Source organism: Clostridium thermosuccinogenes (assembly GCF_002896855.1).
Lineage (GTDB): Bacteria > Bacillota > Clostridia > Acetivibrionales > DSM-5807 > Pseudoclostridium > Pseudoclostridium thermosuccinogenes.
Map to the genome: position 1 here is coordinate 2,233,208 of NZ_CP021850.1, position 18,469 is coordinate 2,251,676.

At 43.2% G+C, this 18,469-nt stretch carries 13 protein-coding genes and 1 pseudogene; 1 reads left to right on the plus strand and 13 read right to left on the minus strand.

The features are described from left to right. Positions 1 to 107: 107 nt before the first annotated feature. From CDO33_RS09775 to CDO33_RS09830, 12 genes are all read right to left on the minus strand, one after another. Positions 108 to 881, minus strand: coding sequence for a YdcF family protein (locus tag CDO33_RS09775; protein ID WP_103082188.1), 774 nt, complete (start codon positions 879 to 881; stop codon positions 108 to 110). A 6-nt stretch (positions 882 to 887) separates the two neighbouring features. After that, on the minus strand, positions 888 to 1,388 hold the full coding sequence (locus CDO33_RS09780; protein ID WP_103082189.1) for a DNA-deoxyinosine glycosylase: 501 nt from the start codon (positions 1,386 to 1,388) through the stop codon (positions 888 to 890). Positions 1,389 to 1,712: 324 nt separating this feature from the next. Continuing rightward, the gene (gene yicI / locus CDO33_RS09785; protein ID WP_103082190.1) at positions 1,713 to 4,043 is read right to left on the minus strand and encodes an alpha-xylosidase; all 2,331 of its coding nucleotides are present in this window, start codon (positions 4,041 to 4,043) and stop codon (positions 1,713 to 1,715) included. Between the two features lie 29 nt (positions 4,044 to 4,072). Continuing rightward, positions 4,073 to 5,152 carry a DUF4846 domain-containing protein gene (locus tag CDO33_RS09790; RefSeq protein WP_242974858.1) on the minus strand — a complete coding sequence of 360 codons (1,080 nt, stop codon included), beginning with the start codon at positions 5,150 to 5,152 and terminating at the stop codon, positions 4,073 to 4,075. Further along, positions 5,133 to 5,675, minus strand: a complete 543-nt coding sequence (locus tag CDO33_RS09795; protein WP_103082191.1) for a phosphatase PAP2 family protein — start codon at positions 5,673 to 5,675, stop codon at positions 5,133 to 5,135. The genes CDO33_RS09790 and CDO33_RS09795 overlap by 20 nt, the downstream gene beginning before the upstream one ends. Positions 5,676 to 5,678: 3 nt before the next feature. Beyond that, positions 5,679 to 6,179, minus strand: coding sequence for a nitroreductase family protein (locus tag CDO33_RS09800; RefSeq protein ID WP_103082192.1), 501 nt, complete (start codon positions 6,177 to 6,179; stop codon positions 5,679 to 5,681). Between the two features lie 152 nt (positions 6,180 to 6,331). Continuing rightward, positions 6,332 to 7,108, minus strand: a complete 777-nt coding sequence (locus CDO33_RS09805; RefSeq protein WP_103082193.1) for an alpha/beta hydrolase — start codon at positions 7,106 to 7,108, stop codon at positions 6,332 to 6,334. Positions 7,109 to 7,424: 316 nt separating this feature from the next. Next, positions 7,425 to 9,131 carry a cellulase family glycosylhydrolase gene (locus CDO33_RS09810; RefSeq protein ID WP_103082194.1) on the minus strand — a complete coding sequence of 569 codons (1,707 nt, stop codon included), beginning with the start codon at positions 9,129 to 9,131 and terminating at the stop codon, positions 7,425 to 7,427. Positions 9,132 to 9,543: 412 nt separating this feature from the next. Further along, positions 9,544 to 11,328, minus strand: a complete 1,785-nt coding sequence (locus CDO33_RS09815; RefSeq protein ID WP_242973918.1) for a type 2 periplasmic-binding domain-containing protein — start codon at positions 11,326 to 11,328, stop codon at positions 9,544 to 9,546. Positions 11,329 to 11,460: 132 nt separating this feature from the next. Further along, entirely contained in the window at positions 11,461 to 12,414 is a 954-nt protein-coding gene (locus tag CDO33_RS09820) for a carbohydrate ABC transporter permease (RefSeq protein ID WP_103082195.1), read from the minus strand. A 59-nt stretch (positions 12,415 to 12,473) separates the two neighbouring features. Next, positions 12,474 to 13,925 carry an ABC transporter permease gene (locus tag CDO33_RS21570; RefSeq protein WP_338053257.1) on the minus strand — a complete coding sequence of 484 codons (1,452 nt, stop codon included), beginning with the start codon at positions 13,923 to 13,925 and terminating at the stop codon, positions 12,474 to 12,476. Positions 13,926 to 13,973: 48 nt separating this feature from the next. After that, positions 13,974 to 14,984, minus strand: coding sequence for a LacI family DNA-binding transcriptional regulator (locus CDO33_RS09830; protein ID WP_103082196.1), 1,011 nt, complete (start codon positions 14,982 to 14,984; stop codon positions 13,974 to 13,976). Positions 14,985 to 15,624: 640 nt separating this feature from the next. Here CDO33_RS09830 and CDO33_RS09835 point away from each other — a divergent pair. Then, entirely contained in the window at positions 15,625 to 16,923 is a 1,299-nt protein-coding gene (locus CDO33_RS09835) for an IS30 family transposase (RefSeq protein ID WP_103083328.1), read from the plus strand. Positions 16,924 to 17,527: 604 nt separating this feature from the next. Here the strand turns inward: CDO33_RS09835 and CDO33_RS09840 are convergent. Next, positions 17,528 to 18,100: pseudogene (locus CDO33_RS09840) on the minus strand (CheB methylesterase domain-containing protein); the annotation flags it as partial. Positions 18,101 to 18,469 lie beyond the last annotated feature (369 nt).

The following is an 18,469-nucleotide window of genomic DNA, read 5'->3' on the forward strand; positions in this document are numbered from 1 at the left end:
TAGAGTAAGCTCGCGCTTTTTATGATTATTCTGCACAACCCTTCATGTTTGCATAACACAACCAATAGTGAAAATAACATTACTATTTTCGTGATAACAACTCATGCTTACCTGTCCAGTAAAAAGGATTTGATCAAAGCAAAGTATTCCCTTAAGTAGCTGTTAAACCTTACGGATATGGGGGTGCCGCACGTGATGCCGTAGGGTTCAAATCCATTTCTCCGGGCCAGCATTTTCGATCTCAGCATATGAAAATCATTGGTTACTATCATTATTTTATCTATATCCTGATTCTCCATGTCTGATATCAGCTTTTTGGAAAACCTGAAATTCTCCATCGTGCTTGTGGATTTGTCCTCCATTATCACCCTTTCCGGATTTATTCCCCGGTTGACTAGATATCTTTTCATGGCTTCCGCTTCCGATATATCCTCTCCATATCCCTGACCTCCGGATACAATGACTTTGGTATCCGGATAACGGTTTAAATATTCAATCCCTTTGTCCAGCCTTTGCTTTAAGGTCAGTGACACCGTTTCTCCATTTAAACCGGCTCCCAGTATTATGAGATAATCAGTTCTGACATCATCCTGGGACCTGTTATTGTAAATTATCAAGCCTTCTATCAGCACAAAGGATACGGCAAAAGCAATAAGCCCTGCCTTAATCAAGTTTCTCATGATACGGCTTTTTATAATTGCCTTGTCCTTATAAACCGACAGCTTAAGGCAGGCATAGGCTATGAGTACAATGCCCGCCAGCCCCGGAAGCAGGATGCCCAAATTCATGCCGGCATAGAACAACAGAACTAAGGTATTAAATATCCCTGATATACCTGAAATCAATAGTATTATGTAAAAAACCCTTTTTAACCTCTGCATATCACTTTACTCCCAAAAATGTTCAGATAGTATGATTTTCCACTGCTCCAGCTTATCTTTATATTTTACCGCATTGGCCGGACTGGTGGAAGGCAGCCTGTGAAACAAAATATCCTTTCTGATGTTTAATTTTACCTCTACCATTTTTTTGAACAGCTCTTCCGCTTTGCTTCCATTAAAAAACACTGATTTTATATTAGGGTATTGCCTTAAAAAAGCATCAAAATCGTTGGGCACAGGATTCACGATTTTAGAATCGCTGCTGCCTTCCCTGTCACAGCTTTTCAGAACATCCCAAACTGCAACATGATGCTTAAGCAGGAATGTCTTCCTTCTTTCATAGTCGTCATCAAATTCCTCATTGAACAGCTCGTATATTATCTTCCAGAAATGATTCTGCTTATTGCCGTAATATTGGTGCTTTTCCAGGGACTTTACGCTCGGCATGCTCCCCAGAATCAGTATCCTGCAATCTTTGTCCACTATAGGTTCAAAGGATTTAATCATATTGCAAGTCCGCCTTCAGTTTCATATTTGACCACTGCAATTACCGAATTGACTTAGAATCCCTTCGGTGCAAAAATCATCCATTTTGCCAGTTGAACTCAAACCAATTTATATAATTCTATTATAAAATGATATCACATTAGGTTTCAAATTTACTTGATAAAAATGCAACAAAGTTCAATAAGTAAGCAATTCGTTCTTAAAAATGCTATGTTATAGCATAAATAAACCCAGCAGCGTAAGTAAACCGGCTTTTGCTTAAACTGCTGGGTTTTGCGTTCAACTCACGACAAAATTGTCTGGATATTTTCTTAAAATTATCATTTATTCATTCAGCAGCTTTACTTCAATCTCCTTCATTCCTGCTTCCGCTTTGATGCGCACTCCCATAGGACTCTTCTCTGCAACTGCTCCTTTGACAACCTCCACCGCATCCTTGCTGCGCAGCACCACATACCAGGGTTTATCTGCCATGTCTACGGTAACCTTCAATATATCGCCTGTTCTCGCAGCTTTTGCAGTCATTATGTTCCTCCCATCCAATCCGGGAACCTCCGCTGCTGCGCTGGTGCCGTCATCCAGTTGAAAGATATGGAATGCCACATCCTGGCTGTAATCATAGTCAGGCCTTGTATCAACAGAACCCAAAGCAATAATGGTATTGGGCCGTGCCCAGAGGGGAAGGCTCATATATCCGTATTCTTCTTCCATCCATCGGCCGCCTTCCACTACCCTTCCATCCAGGAAATGGGTCCATTTTCCCTTAGGCAGATAGTATTTTGCCTTTCCTTTGTCATTGAATATAGGAGCTACCAGAAGGGAACCTCCCAGCATGTATTGAAGGTCCAGATAACTGCATACGGGGTCATCCGGAAATTCCAGAAGCATGCTTCTCAACACCGGAATACCTTTTCCGGATGCTTCGCATGCGGCACCATACAGATAGGGCATGAGGCTGCATTTCAGCTTTGTGAAAAATCTCACCACATCCACCGATTCCTCGTCAAACATCCATGGCACCCTGTAGGAAGCGCTTCCGTGGAGTCTGCTGTGAGAGGACAAGAGGCCGAAAGCTGCCCATCTTTTGTACAGATCGGCAGTAGCAGTGCTTTCAAATCCGCTTATATCATGGCTCCAGAAGCCAAAGCCCGACATGCCCAGGGATAGTCCTCCCCTCAATGTTTCAGCCATGGATTCATAACTGGCGCTGCAATCCCCTCCCCAATGAACAGGGAACTGCTGGCTTCCTGCTGTCGCCGACCGGGCAAATAGGCATGCCTCTCCCTTTCCATACTTCTCTTCCAGCACCTCGAACACAGTCTTGTTGTATAGAAAGGTGTAATAATTGTGCATTTTCACAGGGTCTGAACCGTCATAATAAACCACATTTGTGGGTATTCTTTCGCCAAAGTCGGTCTTGAAGCAGTCCACTCCCATATCCAGCAGGCGTCTTAATTTCGATTTGTACCATTCGCAGGCTTCTGGGTTGGTGAAATCAACCAGACCCATGCCGGCCTGCCACATATCCCATTGCCATACGTCACCGTTAGGCCTTTTTACCAGATATCCCCTTTCCATGCCTTCATCGAAAAGCTTGGATTTCTGAGCGATATATGGGTTGATCCATACACAGATCTTTAAGCCTTTCTTCTTAAGTCTTTTCAGCATGCCTTCAGGGTCCGGGAAAACCCTCTCATCCCATGCAAAATTGCACCATTCAAATTCTTTCATCCAGAAGCAGTCAAAATGGAATACATGTAGAGGAATATCCCTTTCTGCCATGCCGTCAATAAAACTGGTGACGGTGTTTTCATCATAGCTGGTGGTAAAGGAGGTGGTAAGCCAAAGTCCGAAGGACCATGCCGGAGGCAGGGATGGTCTTCCGGTAAGAGCCGTGTATTTCTCCAATACTTCTTTAGGGGTAGGTCCGTATAAGATGAAATACTCAAGACACTCTCCCGGCACGCTGAACTGTACCCGGCTCACCTTTTCCGACGCTATCTCAAAGGACACCTTTTCAGGGTGGTTCACAAATACGCCATAGCCTTTGCTGGACATGTAAAACGGGACGTTCTTGTAAGCTATCTCACTGCTGGTGCCTCCATCTTCATTCCACATATCAACAACCTGCCCGTTCTTTATAAAAGGAGTAAACCTTTCCCCCAGGCCATAGATATATTCGGCAACACCCAGGGAAAGCTGTTCGTGCACATATGTGCTGCCGTCATCCATCACAATATATCCCATGTTTTTCATTCCGCTTCCTGTGACCAACTCATCTTCGGCAATAAAATCTATTCCCCAGTCCCTTCCCTTCTTTACCCGGGCAGTCAATCGTCCCGATGTCAGGGTGGCTGCATCCTCATCATTGGTTATCTCCACTTTTGTTTCATGCTTTTCTTTTATTTCATAAGCCGGCGGTTTTAAAGCAAAACCCTTGTGATGATAGAACTTTACTCTGATTACGTCCTCCATGGGAGAAGACAGCTCCACTGTAAACATCGGACAGTTCAAAGTGTCGCCGCGATGCTTTATGGGCCTGGAAGGCGCATATATTTCCAAGGATGCCTCCTTAACATCAACGCTGTATGCCTCTGCAGGAAAAAAAGCCTTAAGGCCATCGCGCATCTGCCAGTATCCGTTTGTAAACTTCATAAAACCACCCCTATCCTTTTTAATTTACCTTAATCTTCAAACCGTACAAGCTGATCCTTTGTAAACTTCCACTCAGGAGTTATGAGAGTTTCCCCAAAGTCAAGGGAATACCATGGATTCCCTTCATCCTCGGCTGGGTTTTTCAGAATATGTATATCCTGGGCAGGCATATAGCTTTGCGCCACAATAAAGATTTTTTCACCCGTATCCTTGTTCTCTGCCATATCCAGAACGATCACGCAGTGGCCGGGATCTTCCCCTTTCAGGAACACATCACCTATTCTCATCTCAGCCAGCGGAACTTTCTTCATCTCCTGAGATAGCGACAAGGTTCCGGCATAAGCAAATACCATGTCCAGGTATCTCCTGAAACTTTCATAATCATTGGAAGGCTCCGCCTGCTTTACCCAATAAGCGTTATTACCTTCTACCTTTATCCTGTTGCCCTGTCTCCATGTAGCATAATCCGCTTTAAAACCATTGGTGAAATTAAAGTGTATCTCATCATAGAGTCCCTTGCCATAAAGGTATTCAGCCCACAATCTCATCACCGCATCAGCACACTGCTGGAGGTCCCTGTTTCCGACATCCATGTCCAGGACAGCTACATGCACATCCCTGGGTTTAGTTCTGCCGTCATAATACTTTACTTTTGAATCATGGGGCTTTAACGGCAGATTTCTCAAATATTCTCCAAAAGAGCCGGCATCAGCTTCTATCCTGACAAAGCCTTCCGGGACTTGTATTCGTTCCTGGACAGTCATGCCGTTTTCATTGATGAGGTCAACTGCTGTATTTTCAGTTGACCTCTGAAATCCATTTCCAACAATCGCCGAATTGCTCTCCGTATCTGTTATGCTGGTATCAAACCCGGAGCCCGGGTCAGCCTTTGTCCGGCAGGCTGTCAATAGCACCGGAAGCATTAATGATACTGCGAGCATTAGATTAATGAGCTTTTTCCTATGTTTTTCCGAGAATCCCTTTTTCATTTGTCTCACCGTAAACCTTTTCCATTGCTTTTCGAAAGCAAGGTATAAATTTAGTAAACTAATATACCGGATATTCCTCTGTTTGTGCACCATCAAAAGCTTATCTGCTGTTCTTCCCATCTATATACCCAAAAGCGTGAAAAACGATCTCTGAGCATATTAATCCCAGTACAGCTCCTCCTATTATATCCGAAGGGTAATGCACGAAAAGGTACATCCTGGAAAACGCGATAAGCAAGGCTAATGCTATCACATAAAATCGGTATTTCTTAAAGGCTTTTGCAAGTACCCCTGCTGCTGCAAAGGATGAAGCTGAATGTCCTGAAGGAAAAGAATAGGATAAAGGCTTTGAAATAAGCACATCGACCAAGGGATTTTCGAAAAAAGGCCTTGGTCTCTGGATTATATTTTTCAATATCCCGTTTGCCAAAATTGCACTTAATATCAAAGCGCAGATGGTCATAATTCCGGCCTTTCTGTATTTCCCGCTCACCATCAGCAATACGGATATTAAGATCCAAATAAGCCCCATGTCTCCCAGGGAAGTGACCCCAATCATTATTTTGTCAAGGAGGCGGCTGTGGAGGTTATCATATATGAATTTGAGAACCTCCATATCCAGGTTTTTAATATGCTCAATCATGATTCACCACCTGTTCCTATGTACCCTTGAGGGATTAAATCTATTCGCTGGTTCCTTTGTCTCTGCCGGATATCCCAAGGACATAATGGATAGGGGTGTGACATTTTCCGGAAGTCCAAATATCTCGCTTATGGCTTTTACCCTTTCCTCATTGGGGTAAACACCAAGCCAAACGGCACCTAGACCAATGTCCTGCGCCATAATCAGCATATTTTCCATGGCGGCAGAACAATCCTGCACCCAATACCCTTCATACTTCTGCAATGACCGGTCACCGCAAACGATAATAGCATGGCTGGCTTCGTTGAGCATTTTTGAATAGGGATGAACCTTTGTTATTTCATTTAGAATATTCCTGTCATCCACTACAATGAAATGCCAAGGCTGTGAATTGCCTGCAGATGGTGCCGCCATGCCTGCTCTTAATATCTGCTCTATCATTTCCTCCGGAACTTTTTTATCTGTATATTTGCGAATGCTTCTTCTGTTAAAAATTGCCTGCATAATTTATCCCTCCTGTAAACCTTTCTGAATCTCTTTCTCCTCTGCTGCCATACCTCTTGACTTCTTGCATATTTTCACAACTGCTGATTTTATGTATTATTGCAGTCTCTTTAGCTCAAAACTTTCATGGCTGCCAGTGTAGGTGCGGATTTTTACAGCATTTTGAACTCTTCCTGCAAAAAGGCGGCTGTGTGCTCCAGCACTTCATCTTCCCAATTCTTACGATTGAACGTATGATCTGCACCCTCTATAATGTGCAAAAGACATCTTTTTTCAAAGACTTCCAAGTATCTATCCGACGTCTCCACCGGAACAGCCGTATCATTATCTCCGTGCAGAATAAGCACATTCTTATCATATTGGGCTGTTTTTCCTATTATATCAACCTTCATTATATCTTCCACAAAGCCTTTCCCCAGCAACAGGCCTCCCAAATCTATATATCCGGATTTATTTAGCGCTGAGAGGTTCTCATCACTATAGCGGGACAATATTGCTTCCTTCATGTTGCCCGCCGGCGCCCATAAGCAAAGGGCACGGATATCTTCCTTCCTTTCTCCGGCCAGCATTCCTCCGACAGCTCCCCCCATGCTCAGCCCGACCACACCGATTCTTGATGTATCCACAAAATCCAGAGTTTTGGCATAATCCAGGATATTAATGGCATCCTGCAGCTCCCCGGACAAGGTCATATCCACAAAATCTCCGTCACTTTCTCCGCTTCCTCCAAAATCAAACCTTACGCTGGCAATACCTTTGCTCTCCAAAAGCCTCGACAGCTTAACAAATATAAAATGAGGCTCCATCTTGTTTCCTGTAAACCCATGAAAAATAAGAACAACCGGAACCTTTCCTTCATGATTTTCCGGCACATGCAGCATACCTCTCAAGGTAAGCCCACGGCTTTGCAACTCTACAGCTTTTTGCATATGAAAACCTCCCAACAATCTTATGCCTTATTTCTTTATTCATATTACGGATATTGGTATTTATTCTATATAAAAATTTTTATTCCTGCTTATTATAACCGGTTTGTCGCACAAATAAAAGTAAAGGAAACCGATACAAGCTTCCTCCTAAAACCGATTTAAATTCATATTCATTGCCAATACCTTTCAAATCCATAATCACTTAGAAGTATCTTTTTCTCCTGCGGCACGGCAGCTTTTTCATGGATTTCTTTTCTTAAAGCTAATTTTTTACCGAAATTTCAACATCATCATCCCGCATAATATCAGCATCATTTTAAATCCTCGAGCCCGATATCCTGTTACCTATTTTCCTTATCTTGTATTTCAGCATCTCCCCGCTTTGAAAATGCAGAGTCAAATAGACTTCCCCATCCTTCGTTTCTGCAAAAAACTTATCCGTAAGGATTACCTTGTTTTTGCCGTAATCCACATGGAAAGCATAATCATATTCCTTGTAGGTAGTCCAATTCTGGGGACCTGCTCCGGAACCGTCTTCATAAGCAGCCTCCAGTGTAGTCAATACATCCCCGTTGAAATTAACTGTGAAACTGAACCCTCTGCTATCGCCAATAGCGCCGTAAGCCACCGGTTTTTTCACACGGTTGATAAACAGGTTCCAGTCAGCACCGGATGAAAACTGAAATTTCAGGGCCGCATTTTGACCGTATTTATCTGTAAGGATGCTCTCAATATAACTGCCCTTTAAAGTAAGAATATCCCTTTCCAGAAGATAATCCTCACCCCGGACCAGGTATCTGTCTCCATCATGGATGGATTTTAATCTGTTGCCATTAAAGATCATCTTCACGGTAATATCCTTTGAACTCTCGTCACCGCTGATGAATATGCGATCCGTTTCAGTATAGGAGCTTCTTCCCGTCCAGGAGGCCTTTATGGTATTGTACAGGGTTGGGTCGCTCCACTCATAGGTCGTACGATTCATATGCTGACCGTTATCCCAGAGCATCAGAGGAATGTTCTTTTGTTTGGCATAATAGTTTATGTACTCGAAATATTTCAGCACTTCGCCATGCTCAACTGCTCCTAAGGATTTGTCAAAGCCCAGCAGCCCATATTCGCCGCAGATGGTGCCGATCCCCTTTGCTGTAAACTGGTTGTATACCCGGTCAAAGGCGGCTTCCAGCTCGGAAACAACCGTTGCATCCATTGTGGTGGTCCCGGCGATATTTGTGCTGAAAGGCCAGTAACCGTAATAATGGAAAGTAGCTATGATGTTTTCATCATTAAGGGACTGAATTGTCTCATAAAGGGAAGCACACCGATCCTCGCTGTCGTTTGTGTTTAAGGTAGGCAGCAACAGCATACGGGTTGCGTTCATACCTCCGGATTCTCTTACAATCTGATAAAAAGTCCTGTTTACTGTGTCCAGGATTTTCAGCTGTGTTTCAGTTTCCCCGTTAAAATAAGGCTCATTCAGCGCCTCGAAGCTGAGCTGCTCCGGATAATTTTTAAAATATTCGGCCAGCTGGGTCCAGAGTGCTGAGAATTTTTCCAGGGCATCGCCGTCATCGGAGCCGATATTGTATGCCCAGTTCCATGAATCATGATGCAAATTGACAACCACGTACAACCCTTCATCCAAAGCCCATTTAACCACCTCGGCATAGCGGTTTAAAAATTCTTCATCTATTTTGTAATCCGGCGCATCTCCCGTCCGCATAACACTGGTAAAAGGCATACGAATACTGTTAAATCCCTGATCTTTAATAGCTTTAATCAGTTCCTTCGTTACCGGCGGATTTCCCCAGCTTGTTTCCCCCCTGTCTCCACCTGTGTCAAAGGAATCAAAAGTGTTACCCAGGTTCCATCCCGGATTCATCTTGTCCACATAGGCTTGGGAAACTGTCTTCTTCCCGCTGTCATCCTTTTCATTTTCCACTTTCACATTCAATGATGCCATGTCCGACAACAAAATGGCAGGAACCATCAATACCACAAATAACTTTTTAAAATTTACCATACCGATCTCCTTTCCATTAATTACTAAAAATTAATAAAGTGGGGGGAGTCAAATAGACGTAAGCAACAATGACCGCCTTGCACGGCGGAAATTGCAAGACCTAGCCGAATCCCCGGGCGAAACGAGTTTACTTAAACCGAATTATCGCTAATCTTATACAGAGGATTGTTTAATCAATTTAATTACCCTGTTTGCCCCGGGAGAGAGCCTTAAGTTTAAAATCAGCCTGTCACCTTCCTGCCATCCTTCAATGACGCTGCTGCTGACCATGTCCTTGGCGGCTGTATAGCCTTTTCTCAGTTCTATCCTGACTTCATCGTACCATGGTTGAAAGGAATGAGGGCTTTGTGAAAAATCCGAAAGCCCTCATCCTGAAAATATCAAAGGATTGCAACTCTATTCTTTTTTCTTTCTATTGCTTGGATTCATTCTCCAAGGAAGTCCTGATTCTCGCCTGCTCCTGCTGGAATTCCACGCACTGCTGGTATCCGTAGTCATTGGCTTTCTGTATCATCTCTTCCACAATGGATTCAAACTCGTCATCATTCTTGGCATAAATAGCCTTCCACGAATAAGTCTTGATAGTTTCGGCTACTTGATTCCATTTAAAAGTCAGTTCATCGCTTTTTGGCGGCTCGGAATAACTGGTGCCGATAGATATGGAAATATAGCCGTTCTTTTCCAGGTATTCATTTACGTCCAGGGCGCCGGTAAAGTTCCTCCAATCCTGCTCAATTTCCTTGACCGGCCTGGAAAGCCTGGTTTCCCACCGGTTAGAATTGTACGTATCCCCGTTGGAAGCTTCGGGGTTTACAGCATCCTTCGACCATGTGGTATTGTTTATTTTGTTTGTGCCATCGTTAAAAGTTCCGCTGTAACCATTTGTCATCTGAGTCTCCCCATCTTTCTGGGTGGCCTCACCTAATTCTGTCAGATATGGCCTTCCCTGATCGTCGTAATCCCAGGTTACACCTTTTGGCCCATAGAAACTGACCATCGTCCCCTCCGGCGTTGACAACCAGTTGATTATCGCCATGCATAGCTCAGGATAATTTGTTTTGGCGCCTATCGTCCATACGCGATTGCCTCCGTTGATATTGAGTCCATAGCATAAATTCTTTTGGTCATTGGCAGCCAGAGGCATCATAGCTTTGCCCTTGTCCAGATGATCATCGTTGTTGTATACGCCGCTGGCCATCCAGTCAAATATATTGAAAAATGCAGCGCCGGTTTTGTACTTTTCTATCATCTCGTCATAGGTCTGGGTCATGGAGTCAGGATCCAGCAGGCCTCGCTGGTACAGTTGGTTATAGAACTTTAAGGCTCGTAGATACATTCCGTCTTTTTTCAAGGCATCCTCGTAAGTCTGGGTGTTAACATTATAAAGTCCAAATCCGAATTCATCATATCCATAAAGCGCCCCTGTAGCCTTGACCATCATTACCATATTTCCGTCCCAGTCCGGGAAAAGGGAAACACCGTAAGTTTTTCCGCCCGTATCAGAAGTCGGCTCTAGTTGTACCATTTTCTCCAACAGATCAACAAAATCCTCCAGTGTATTTACTTCAGGATAGCCCAGCTTCTTATACAGATCCCACCGGATATCCGGGCGATAGAAGAACGCCTCATGCTCGCTGGAGCTGCTTCCCACATTGTGTCCGAAGCCATACAGTTTCCCGTCGGGAGAGATTTTTTTGTTCTTTTCCAGAGCCTTCTGCATGTTTTCCTTGATGTATGCCCCGTAATCCTGGAGCAGATTGTCTTCTTCCCAGTCCAGCAAAAGCCCTGCGTTGATGGCTTGCAAGTATTCATCGCTGTCATTGCCAAATACCACTATATCTCCCAGATTGCCGGACTCCATACGGGTAGCGAAAGTTCCCTCCCCTTCGTTGATGATATTCAGCTTTACATTAAATTTCTCTTTTATCACCTGGCCAAACCAGCCAATCTGTTCCCCCGAGTAGTTTGCCAGCTGAGTATATACATCGAGCGTTATCGTATCCTTCGGGATTATATCAGCCAGGTTGTCCTTTGCACCTTCCTCAGAGCTCCCGCCGGTGTCATCTTTCGAAGCTTCACTTGTGCCTGAAGGTTCTGTCGTACTGTCCTGCCCATTCTTAGCTCCACCGCAGGCCATCACTGAGAGAGCCATACAGAAAAGGAGCAGAACAGCTAAAAAATTTTTCATTTTTTTCATCCAGATTCCTCCCTTTTTAATTTTTATTTTGAATTTCGCGCCTTTGAGCTGCGCATAAAGCCTCATATTCCGTTTGGCAGGCGCGATAAATGAAGACAGCATCAGCATGAAGCAGCAGCATCCATTACGGAGTTAACCTTTTACAGCACCAATCATGATCCCTTTTATGAAATAGCGCTGCATAAAGGGATAAACCAACAATATAGGAAGAATTGTGACCATAGCTACCGTCAGCTTAACTGTCCTGGCATTCAAAACAGAATTTAAAACGCTGGTGTTTACTGAGCCTCCTGAATTCATGAGCGCCGAAAGATTTGATGTGCTGGTAAGATAAATATACAGCCTGTATTGCAGCGTATATAGCTCAGGTTTTCCTGACATCAGTATCATAGAATCGGTAAAGCTGTTCCAGTGCCCTACAGCGCCAAAAATAGCAATAGTCGCCAAAATAGGCTTACTCAACGGCCAAATTATACGGGTGAATATCGTCAAATATCCGGCGCCGTCTATAAATGCGCTTTCTTCCAACTCCGACGGAATAGATTCAATATAGGTCTTAACCAGTATTATATTAAACGGCGCAACTATTCCCGGAATCACATATCCCCAGAAATTGTTTGTAAGCCCCAGCATGGACATGTTCATATACCATGGTATAAGTCCGGCATTAAAATACATGGTAACAATGAAAAGGCGGTAAATAAACCTGCGTCCCCACATTTCCTTTTTTGTTACCAGGTAGCCGACAAAGGCTGAAGCCGCAACCATGAAGGACGTGCCCAGAATAGTCCTTCCCACCGATACCAGAACCGATGTGCCGAGACTGTTCACATTGACCAGGGATATATAATTGTTGAAATGAATCCCCACAGGGTACCATTTAATTTGACCGGTACGTACAAGCTCATTATCGCTTATCGTGTTGATGAACAGATAGTAAAACGGGAACACACATATTAAAGTGAATAAAGTGAAAAATATATAATTCAGTATGCTAAATATAATGTCCCCCGCAGAAAGCTTGAATCTTCTTTTCGCAACACCACCAGGCATTAATCCCCTTTTATTTTCTGCCACAGGTTCCATGCTTTTGCACCCCTTGCTCAATAGAGTTTAAAAATAACCGAAGGCTTTTTATAGGAGGCTTATATTATGCTCTCCCCTCGAAAAGATTTAGACACCCTGTTTGCTCCAAACAGCAGAGTTATGCTGATGAGCGATTTCAACATCCCCACTACGGTTGCCAAAGGTATATTCCCGGAGCCTCCGCTGCCAAGGCCCAAAACATATACATAAAGGTCAAGAACCTCTATGGTATCCTTATTTGCTGCATTTTTGAACACAAAATACTGGTCCATGCCGTTGGACAATATACCTGCTATGGACAGCAACAGCAATACGAAGAAAGTGGGCATCAGCCCGGGCACCGTAATATACCACATTCTTTTAAACCGCCCGGCTCCGTCTATAGTTGCCGCTTCATATAATTGTTGGTCTATACTTGCCGCTCCTGCTGTATATATTATTGCATTCCAGCCGAGGCTTTTCCATGTTCCCCAGGCCCACATTTTCAGCCATATATGCTCGCTGCTCATCAAATAGTTAGTTCCTTTTTCAATAATCCCCAAATCTCCCAGAACAGCATTTACAAAGCCTTCTGTGGAAAACAGCGCAAAGGCGAAGCTATAAACCAGCACCCAACTTATAAAATTCGGTATGGTGGAAAAGGTCTGAACAATTCTGCGAAATTTGCCGGCGCTTATCTCCAGCAGAAATATGGCAAAGGCCATGGGAAGCCATGAAGTGATAATTCCAAGGCCGCTCATTGCCAGGGTATTCCTTATCACCCTCAGTATATCGGCACTGGTTGCCGGGTTCTCAAACAAATAAGTAAACCATTTAAAGCCGACAAAATTCTCCCTTGTCAGGCCGGAACCGGGTTTATAGTCAAAGAACGCATATCTCCATCCCCAAAGAGGCAGATAGGAAAATACGAAACAGAGTATGACAAAAGGCAGCATCATCAAAAACAGTCTATATTTGGCCTCCATCTCATACCTGTCCTGCGGGACAGGCTTAGGCAATGTTATGGTATTGATGAGGCCCAGGAGGAAAGTTAAGGCAAGAAGTCCCAGGAATACCCAAAAACCTTTTGCAAACATAGGCTCTATTCTATCCGGATTGGCAGTCCTGGAGAATTGATCATAAACCCTCGTCAAGAGCAAAAGCGGCATAAGGCTTAAAATTGAAGCTATTGCAATTATCTTGGTCCCCAGTCTTTTTAGCCGTCTTTTTCCCAGCGTAATGCAGCATCCTGCCGCTATCACCGCTATGCCGACAAGCAGCAGCAATGAGGAGATATAAAGCATATCAAGGGTTTTCCTCTCAACCCATCCTCTGTTCAAGGCACGGGTAAATCCCGATATGATCGAAGAACGAGAAAGGGACATGGTTACCAGAGCAGAATTTTTATTGATTAAACCGCTCATTCTGGCGGGATTTAGAGAAGGCACCACAGCAGAGAACAAAAGCAAAATAATTATCGTCCTAAGAAAACTCATCAAAACATAGCCGTTTTTTTGATGCTCTCTTTCCATAAGTATTTCACCCCTAGAAAAATGATTTAGCTGAATCGGTCTATGAAATCAACGGGCAAATCCTACCGACTGTTCCGCCAACAGCTCTCCTTTTATGACAATTGGTACCAAGTTAGGATTTTGCGCATGTTTTATATTGAAAATCAACAGCTTTGCAGCTTCTCTTCCTATCCTGCCGGTGTCCTGACGAATCGTAGCCAGTCTCGGATAGATAAGTTGGGAATACACAACACCGTCATATCCTGTTATGGAAATGTCCTCCGGAACCTTTAAACCGGCTTCCCTTATAGCTTCTATCGCTCCGAATGCCGATACGTCATCGGGGAGCAAAATGCAAGTCGGCCTGTCTTCCATCCTCAATAGCTTTTCAGTGGCTTTTTTTGCCGTATGGGGATTTGCATACAGGCTTTCCAGCATGTATTCCCGCTTTATCTCCAAGCCCAATCCCCTCATGGTGTCAACATAGCCATTTATACGCTGTTGAGTGACATAAGAATCCGTACCGTGGACAAAGGCTATCTTTTTATGCCCCTTCGAATGCACATAACGCACCAGTTCAGACATATCATTCCTGTTATCGGACAATACGCAACCACAACCGGGAAAAATATAGTCTATGCTGACCACCGGCACATCGCTTCCGGCAAGTTCCTGCACTTCAGGCTCATCCGGCTCTACACAGGCAATGCAAACTCCTTCTATGCCCCTGAATTTGCAGTTCTGCAGCAGGGTTATCGTCTGCTTGCCGTAGCGTTTATGGATAAATGTTATATTATAGCCTCTCTCCTCAGCCTCGCTTTTGAAGCTGTTGAGCACATGGGAAAAATACAAATGCGTAAGCCCGTTGTGCTGGTCGTCCGCAAACAATATTCCAAGGGTGAAAGTACGGTTGGTTTTTAAAGCCCGGGCACTTGCATTAGGTACATATCCCAGTTCTTTTGCCGTTTCAATCACCTTGCGGCGGGTTTCTTCCTTGACATAGCTGTAACCGTTCAACGCCTTGCTTACGGTCGATACAGAAAGCCCACATTTTGAAGAAATATCACGAATACTTACCATAAGTTTAAACCATCCTGATTTTTCAGCATAATATCCTTATTATAAAGATGCTTTGGCGCCACAACATGCTAAGGCTTCGAAATCAAAAACCGGCGGTCACATCATGCCCGCTCCCAAGGAGCGGTATTATCTTTTCAAAATGATCTGTATTAAAAACTTTTTCTAAGCTGGATATACTGGAAACTTTTTAATTGAACATGCGACATCGGTTTTGCCTCTATCCTTTTACCGTCTAAAAAGATTTTGCCAAACAGTGAAAAGGCAGATGCCTCCAGCTGCAATTTTCTATTGATAATACCAATAAAGCTGTTATCCCTGCTACATTTAGACTGCTTAAATCAGTATTCTGTCTGAAAACGTTTTATTATGTACTTGCAAGTACATAATATCATTTATTTATGTGTTTTGTCAATACCATCCTTCGGATTTGCATGGCAAATTTACGAACGTTTAATTGAAAAAGTTATTTCCACCCCAAATTCATAGACAGTGGAATTTAGTTTTGCAAATCGCTAGAAATGAGAAAGGTGGAAGTTACTTTTGCAAAGATCACACTGTTCCTATTTTCTTGTGAAAGCTGGAATATTGTCTCTCAAAAAGCTATGATATATATGGTGGTGCCTCTGAAGGGGGTACATATATGCGTGGCTTTAAACATTTGAGTCAGGAAGAAAGAAATATAATTGAACAAAGGTTAATCAGCAGGAAATCATTCAAAAGCATAGCACGCGAGCTTGGAAAGGACCCAACCACGATATCCAAGGAAGTGAAGAACCATATCCAATTTAGGAAAACCGGCTGTTATGGAAGAGTGTTCAATGATTGTAAACATCGTATTGGTTGCCCTGTTAAGCATCTTTGCGGCAGTTTGCGTTGTAGCCGTTATTGTCGCGCTTGCAAGTCTCGCATGTGTTCATCACTATGTCATGAGTATCAACAGGAAATTTGTCCCAAGCTTTCGAAGCCGCCCTATGTTTGTAATGGTTGTGAAGACAAACAGTCTTGTACATTAGAGAAGAGGATTTATTCTGCAACACATGCACAAAGAGAATACGAGACAGTACGCTCTGAGTGCCGTCAGGGTTTACAAATCACTGAAGAAGAAGCGATAAGATTGGATTCCATTATTAGCCCGCTGCTAATTAAAGGCCAGTCACTCCACCATATATGCATTAACCATGCTGATGAAATCATGCTCGATGAACGCACACTCTACAACTATGTGGACAAGGGTATCTTTACAGCAAAAAATATCGATATGCCAAGAGTTGTACGTATGGGCAGACGTAAAAAGGGAAAAGACCAGTTCAAAGTGGATAAAAAATGCCGAATAGGCCGAACTTATCAAGACTTTCTTAAATTTATGCAAGAGCATCCGGACCTTCCCGTAGTGGAAATGGACACGGTAATAGGAAGAATAGGCGGCAAAGTCCTGCTGACACTGCATTTTACTGTCCCACAGCTCATGCTCGCATTCATTAGAGATGCTAATACCTCCCAATCTGTCATTGATATCTTTGATCAGCTTTACCTGGAACTAGGCCCGGATACCTTCCGCAAATTGTTCCCGGTATTACTTTGTGACAACGGCAGTGAGTTCTCGAATCCGTCCGCTATTGAATTCGATTCACATGGGCAACGCAGAACCTGTGTATTCTACTGTAATCCGCTGGCTCCTTACCAGAAAGGCGCAGCAGAAAACAACCATGCTTTGATTAGACGCATTATCCCAAAGGGTACTTCTCTTGATGAGTTTACTCAGCGGGACATAACTCTTATGATGAACCATATCAACTCGTACAGTCGACTGAATCTCGGGGATAAAACCCCTTATTGGGCTTTTGGATTGCTCTACGGGGAAGAAATATTAAGAAGGATGAATGTAGAACTCATCCCGACAGATAATGTCACCCTGCATTCATCCCTTCTTAAGAAATAAATATTAAATAACCAGAGGCACCACCAGCCACAACTCTATAAGCATTTACAAACAGGGTGGAAATTACTCTTGCAAAAAGTTAGTTAATCTTCACACCTCTAGTTTGATATACCCAAAAAAGGGCTGGCTTTGTTCCTCTACTTCATATTTTAACCTATTATTGACTGAAAAGCATTAAAAATTTGCCTAAATAAACTAATCCAAAACCCGCTGAATTACTATTTTTCTCAATGATAACAGCATCCATGGAATTTACTTTTGCAAAGTGGAAATTACCTTTTCAATTGACCCAAATTTACGAACCCATTTCCTTCCAAAGCTCTTTTCAAGAGTTTTTAAATGCCATTTCAGCATTAATATTTCGGCAGGCAGTTATTTTAAGAAATGTATTCCGATATTGCTATGATATAATACTGGAAACACCCGGAATTACCCCTATAATACTTCTTTTACTTTTTCAACCAGATAGTCCGGTTAAGGATATATCCAGTATCCGATTATTTATGTCATTCCTTCTTTATTGCTTCATCTGAAGTTTATTTCCAGGTGGCAACAATTCCAATAAATAGCGCATCCTGCCATGAAAAAGCAGGAATTTTCGTTTTCAGTACAACATCGAAAACAGGATTTGCGGTATCTGTTCAAGAGGCGCCTGCTTTTCAACAGCTCCAATATTAAATGCCACCCTGGGCATTCCATACACCACACAGGACTTTTCGTCCTGCCCTATTGTCCTCGCTCCATTTTCCCTCATGGACAAAAGCCCTTTGGCGCCATCATGACCCATACCTGTAAGGATTATGCCTATTGCATTGCTGCCCGCTTCCTTTGCCACAGATTCAAACAAAACATCCACGGAAGGACAATGCCCGTTAACCTTCTCTCCTTGAAACACCTCAACCTTGTACCTGCCCCCCACTTTCCGAATTCTCATATGTCTATCTCCCGGAGCTATAAACACTTGTCCCTTTTCCACATATTCCCCCGTCTGAGCTTCCTTAACCTTCAGCTTGGTTGTGTTGTTTAACCTTTCGGCAAACAACCTGGAAAAAAATGGAGGTATGTGTTGTACAACGACAATACCGGGGAAATCCGACGGAAGTGATCTTAATATTTTGTGAATAGCTTCCGTTCCACCCGTAGAAGCTCCTATAGCAATTATTTTATCGTTATTTTCAATACTGGTTTCCCCTGCGATTCTGGGCATAGGTTTACCTCCCTTCCAATGAGATATCTTTGCTGTATAAGCCTGTTTTTATCTCCGGCAACAGCTTCTTTATTTAATTCTCTCTATTTTTTTGAAGTTTTGCACCCGGCACTCCACATTCCAAGGTCCCTGCTGTCTTTCACCGCTTTTTAAGTATAACAATACCACTTTTCTGAAATAAACATACGGCTTCCTAATAAGGCGGCAATTATTGGCAATTATCCTGTCGATCAGGGTAATAATATTGCTGAAACCGCTACATAATTCGGTTTTGCTATGCTATATACCACAATAATATAGCATGTAATCAGCAGCAAATCAATGCATTATAAAGTTTAT

What these genes read in the sequence shown, in the direction of transcription:
- CDO33_RS09780 (WP_103082189.1), bottom strand. Translation starts at nt 1,388, where the DNA reads ATGATTAAATCCTTTGAACCTATAGTGGACAAAGATTGCAGGATACTG.
- CDO33_RS09835 (WP_103083328.1), top strand. Translation starts at nt 15,625, where the DNA reads ATGCGTGGCTTTAAACATTTGAGTCAGGAAGAAAGAAATATAATTGAA.
- CDO33_RS09800 (WP_103082192.1), bottom strand. Translation starts at nt 6,179, where the DNA reads ATGCAGGCAATTTTTAACAGAAGAAGCATTCGCAAATATACAGATAAA.
- CDO33_RS09810 (WP_103082194.1), bottom strand. Translation starts at nt 9,131, where the DNA reads ATGGTAAATTTTAAAAAGTTATTTGTGGTATTGATGGTTCCTGCCATT.
- CDO33_RS21570 (WP_338053257.1), bottom strand. Translation starts at nt 13,925, where the DNA reads ATGGAAAGAGAGCATCAAAAAAACGGCTATGTTTTGATGAGTTTTCTT.
- CDO33_RS09805 (WP_103082193.1), bottom strand. Translation starts at nt 7,108, where the DNA reads ATGCAAAAAGCTGTAGAGTTGCAAAGCCGTGGGCTTACCTTGAGAGGT.
- yicI (WP_103082190.1), bottom strand. Translation starts at nt 4,043, where the DNA reads ATGAAGTTTACAAACGGATACTGGCAGATGCGCGATGGCCTTAAGGCT.
- CDO33_RS09815 (WP_242973918.1), bottom strand. Translation starts at nt 11,328, where the DNA reads ATGAAAAAAATGAAAAATTTTTTAGCTGTTCTGCTCCTTTTCTGTATG.
- CDO33_RS09790 (WP_242974858.1), bottom strand. Translation starts at nt 5,152, where the DNA reads ATGGGAAGAACAGCAGATAAGCTTTTGATGGTGCACAAACAGAGGAAT.
- CDO33_RS09820 (WP_103082195.1), bottom strand. Translation starts at nt 12,414, where the DNA reads ATGGAACCTGTGGCAGAAAATAAAAGGGGATTAATGCCTGGTGGTGTT.
- CDO33_RS09795 (WP_103082191.1), bottom strand. Translation starts at nt 5,675, where the DNA reads ATGATTGAGCATATTAAAAACCTGGATATGGAGGTTCTCAAATTCATA.
- CDO33_RS09830 (WP_103082196.1), bottom strand. Translation starts at nt 14,984, where the DNA reads ATGGTAAGTATTCGTGATATTTCTTCAAAATGTGGGCTTTCTGTATCG.
- CDO33_RS09775 (WP_103082188.1), bottom strand. Translation starts at nt 881, where the DNA reads ATGCAGAGGTTAAAAAGGGTTTTTTACATAATACTATTGATTTCAGGT.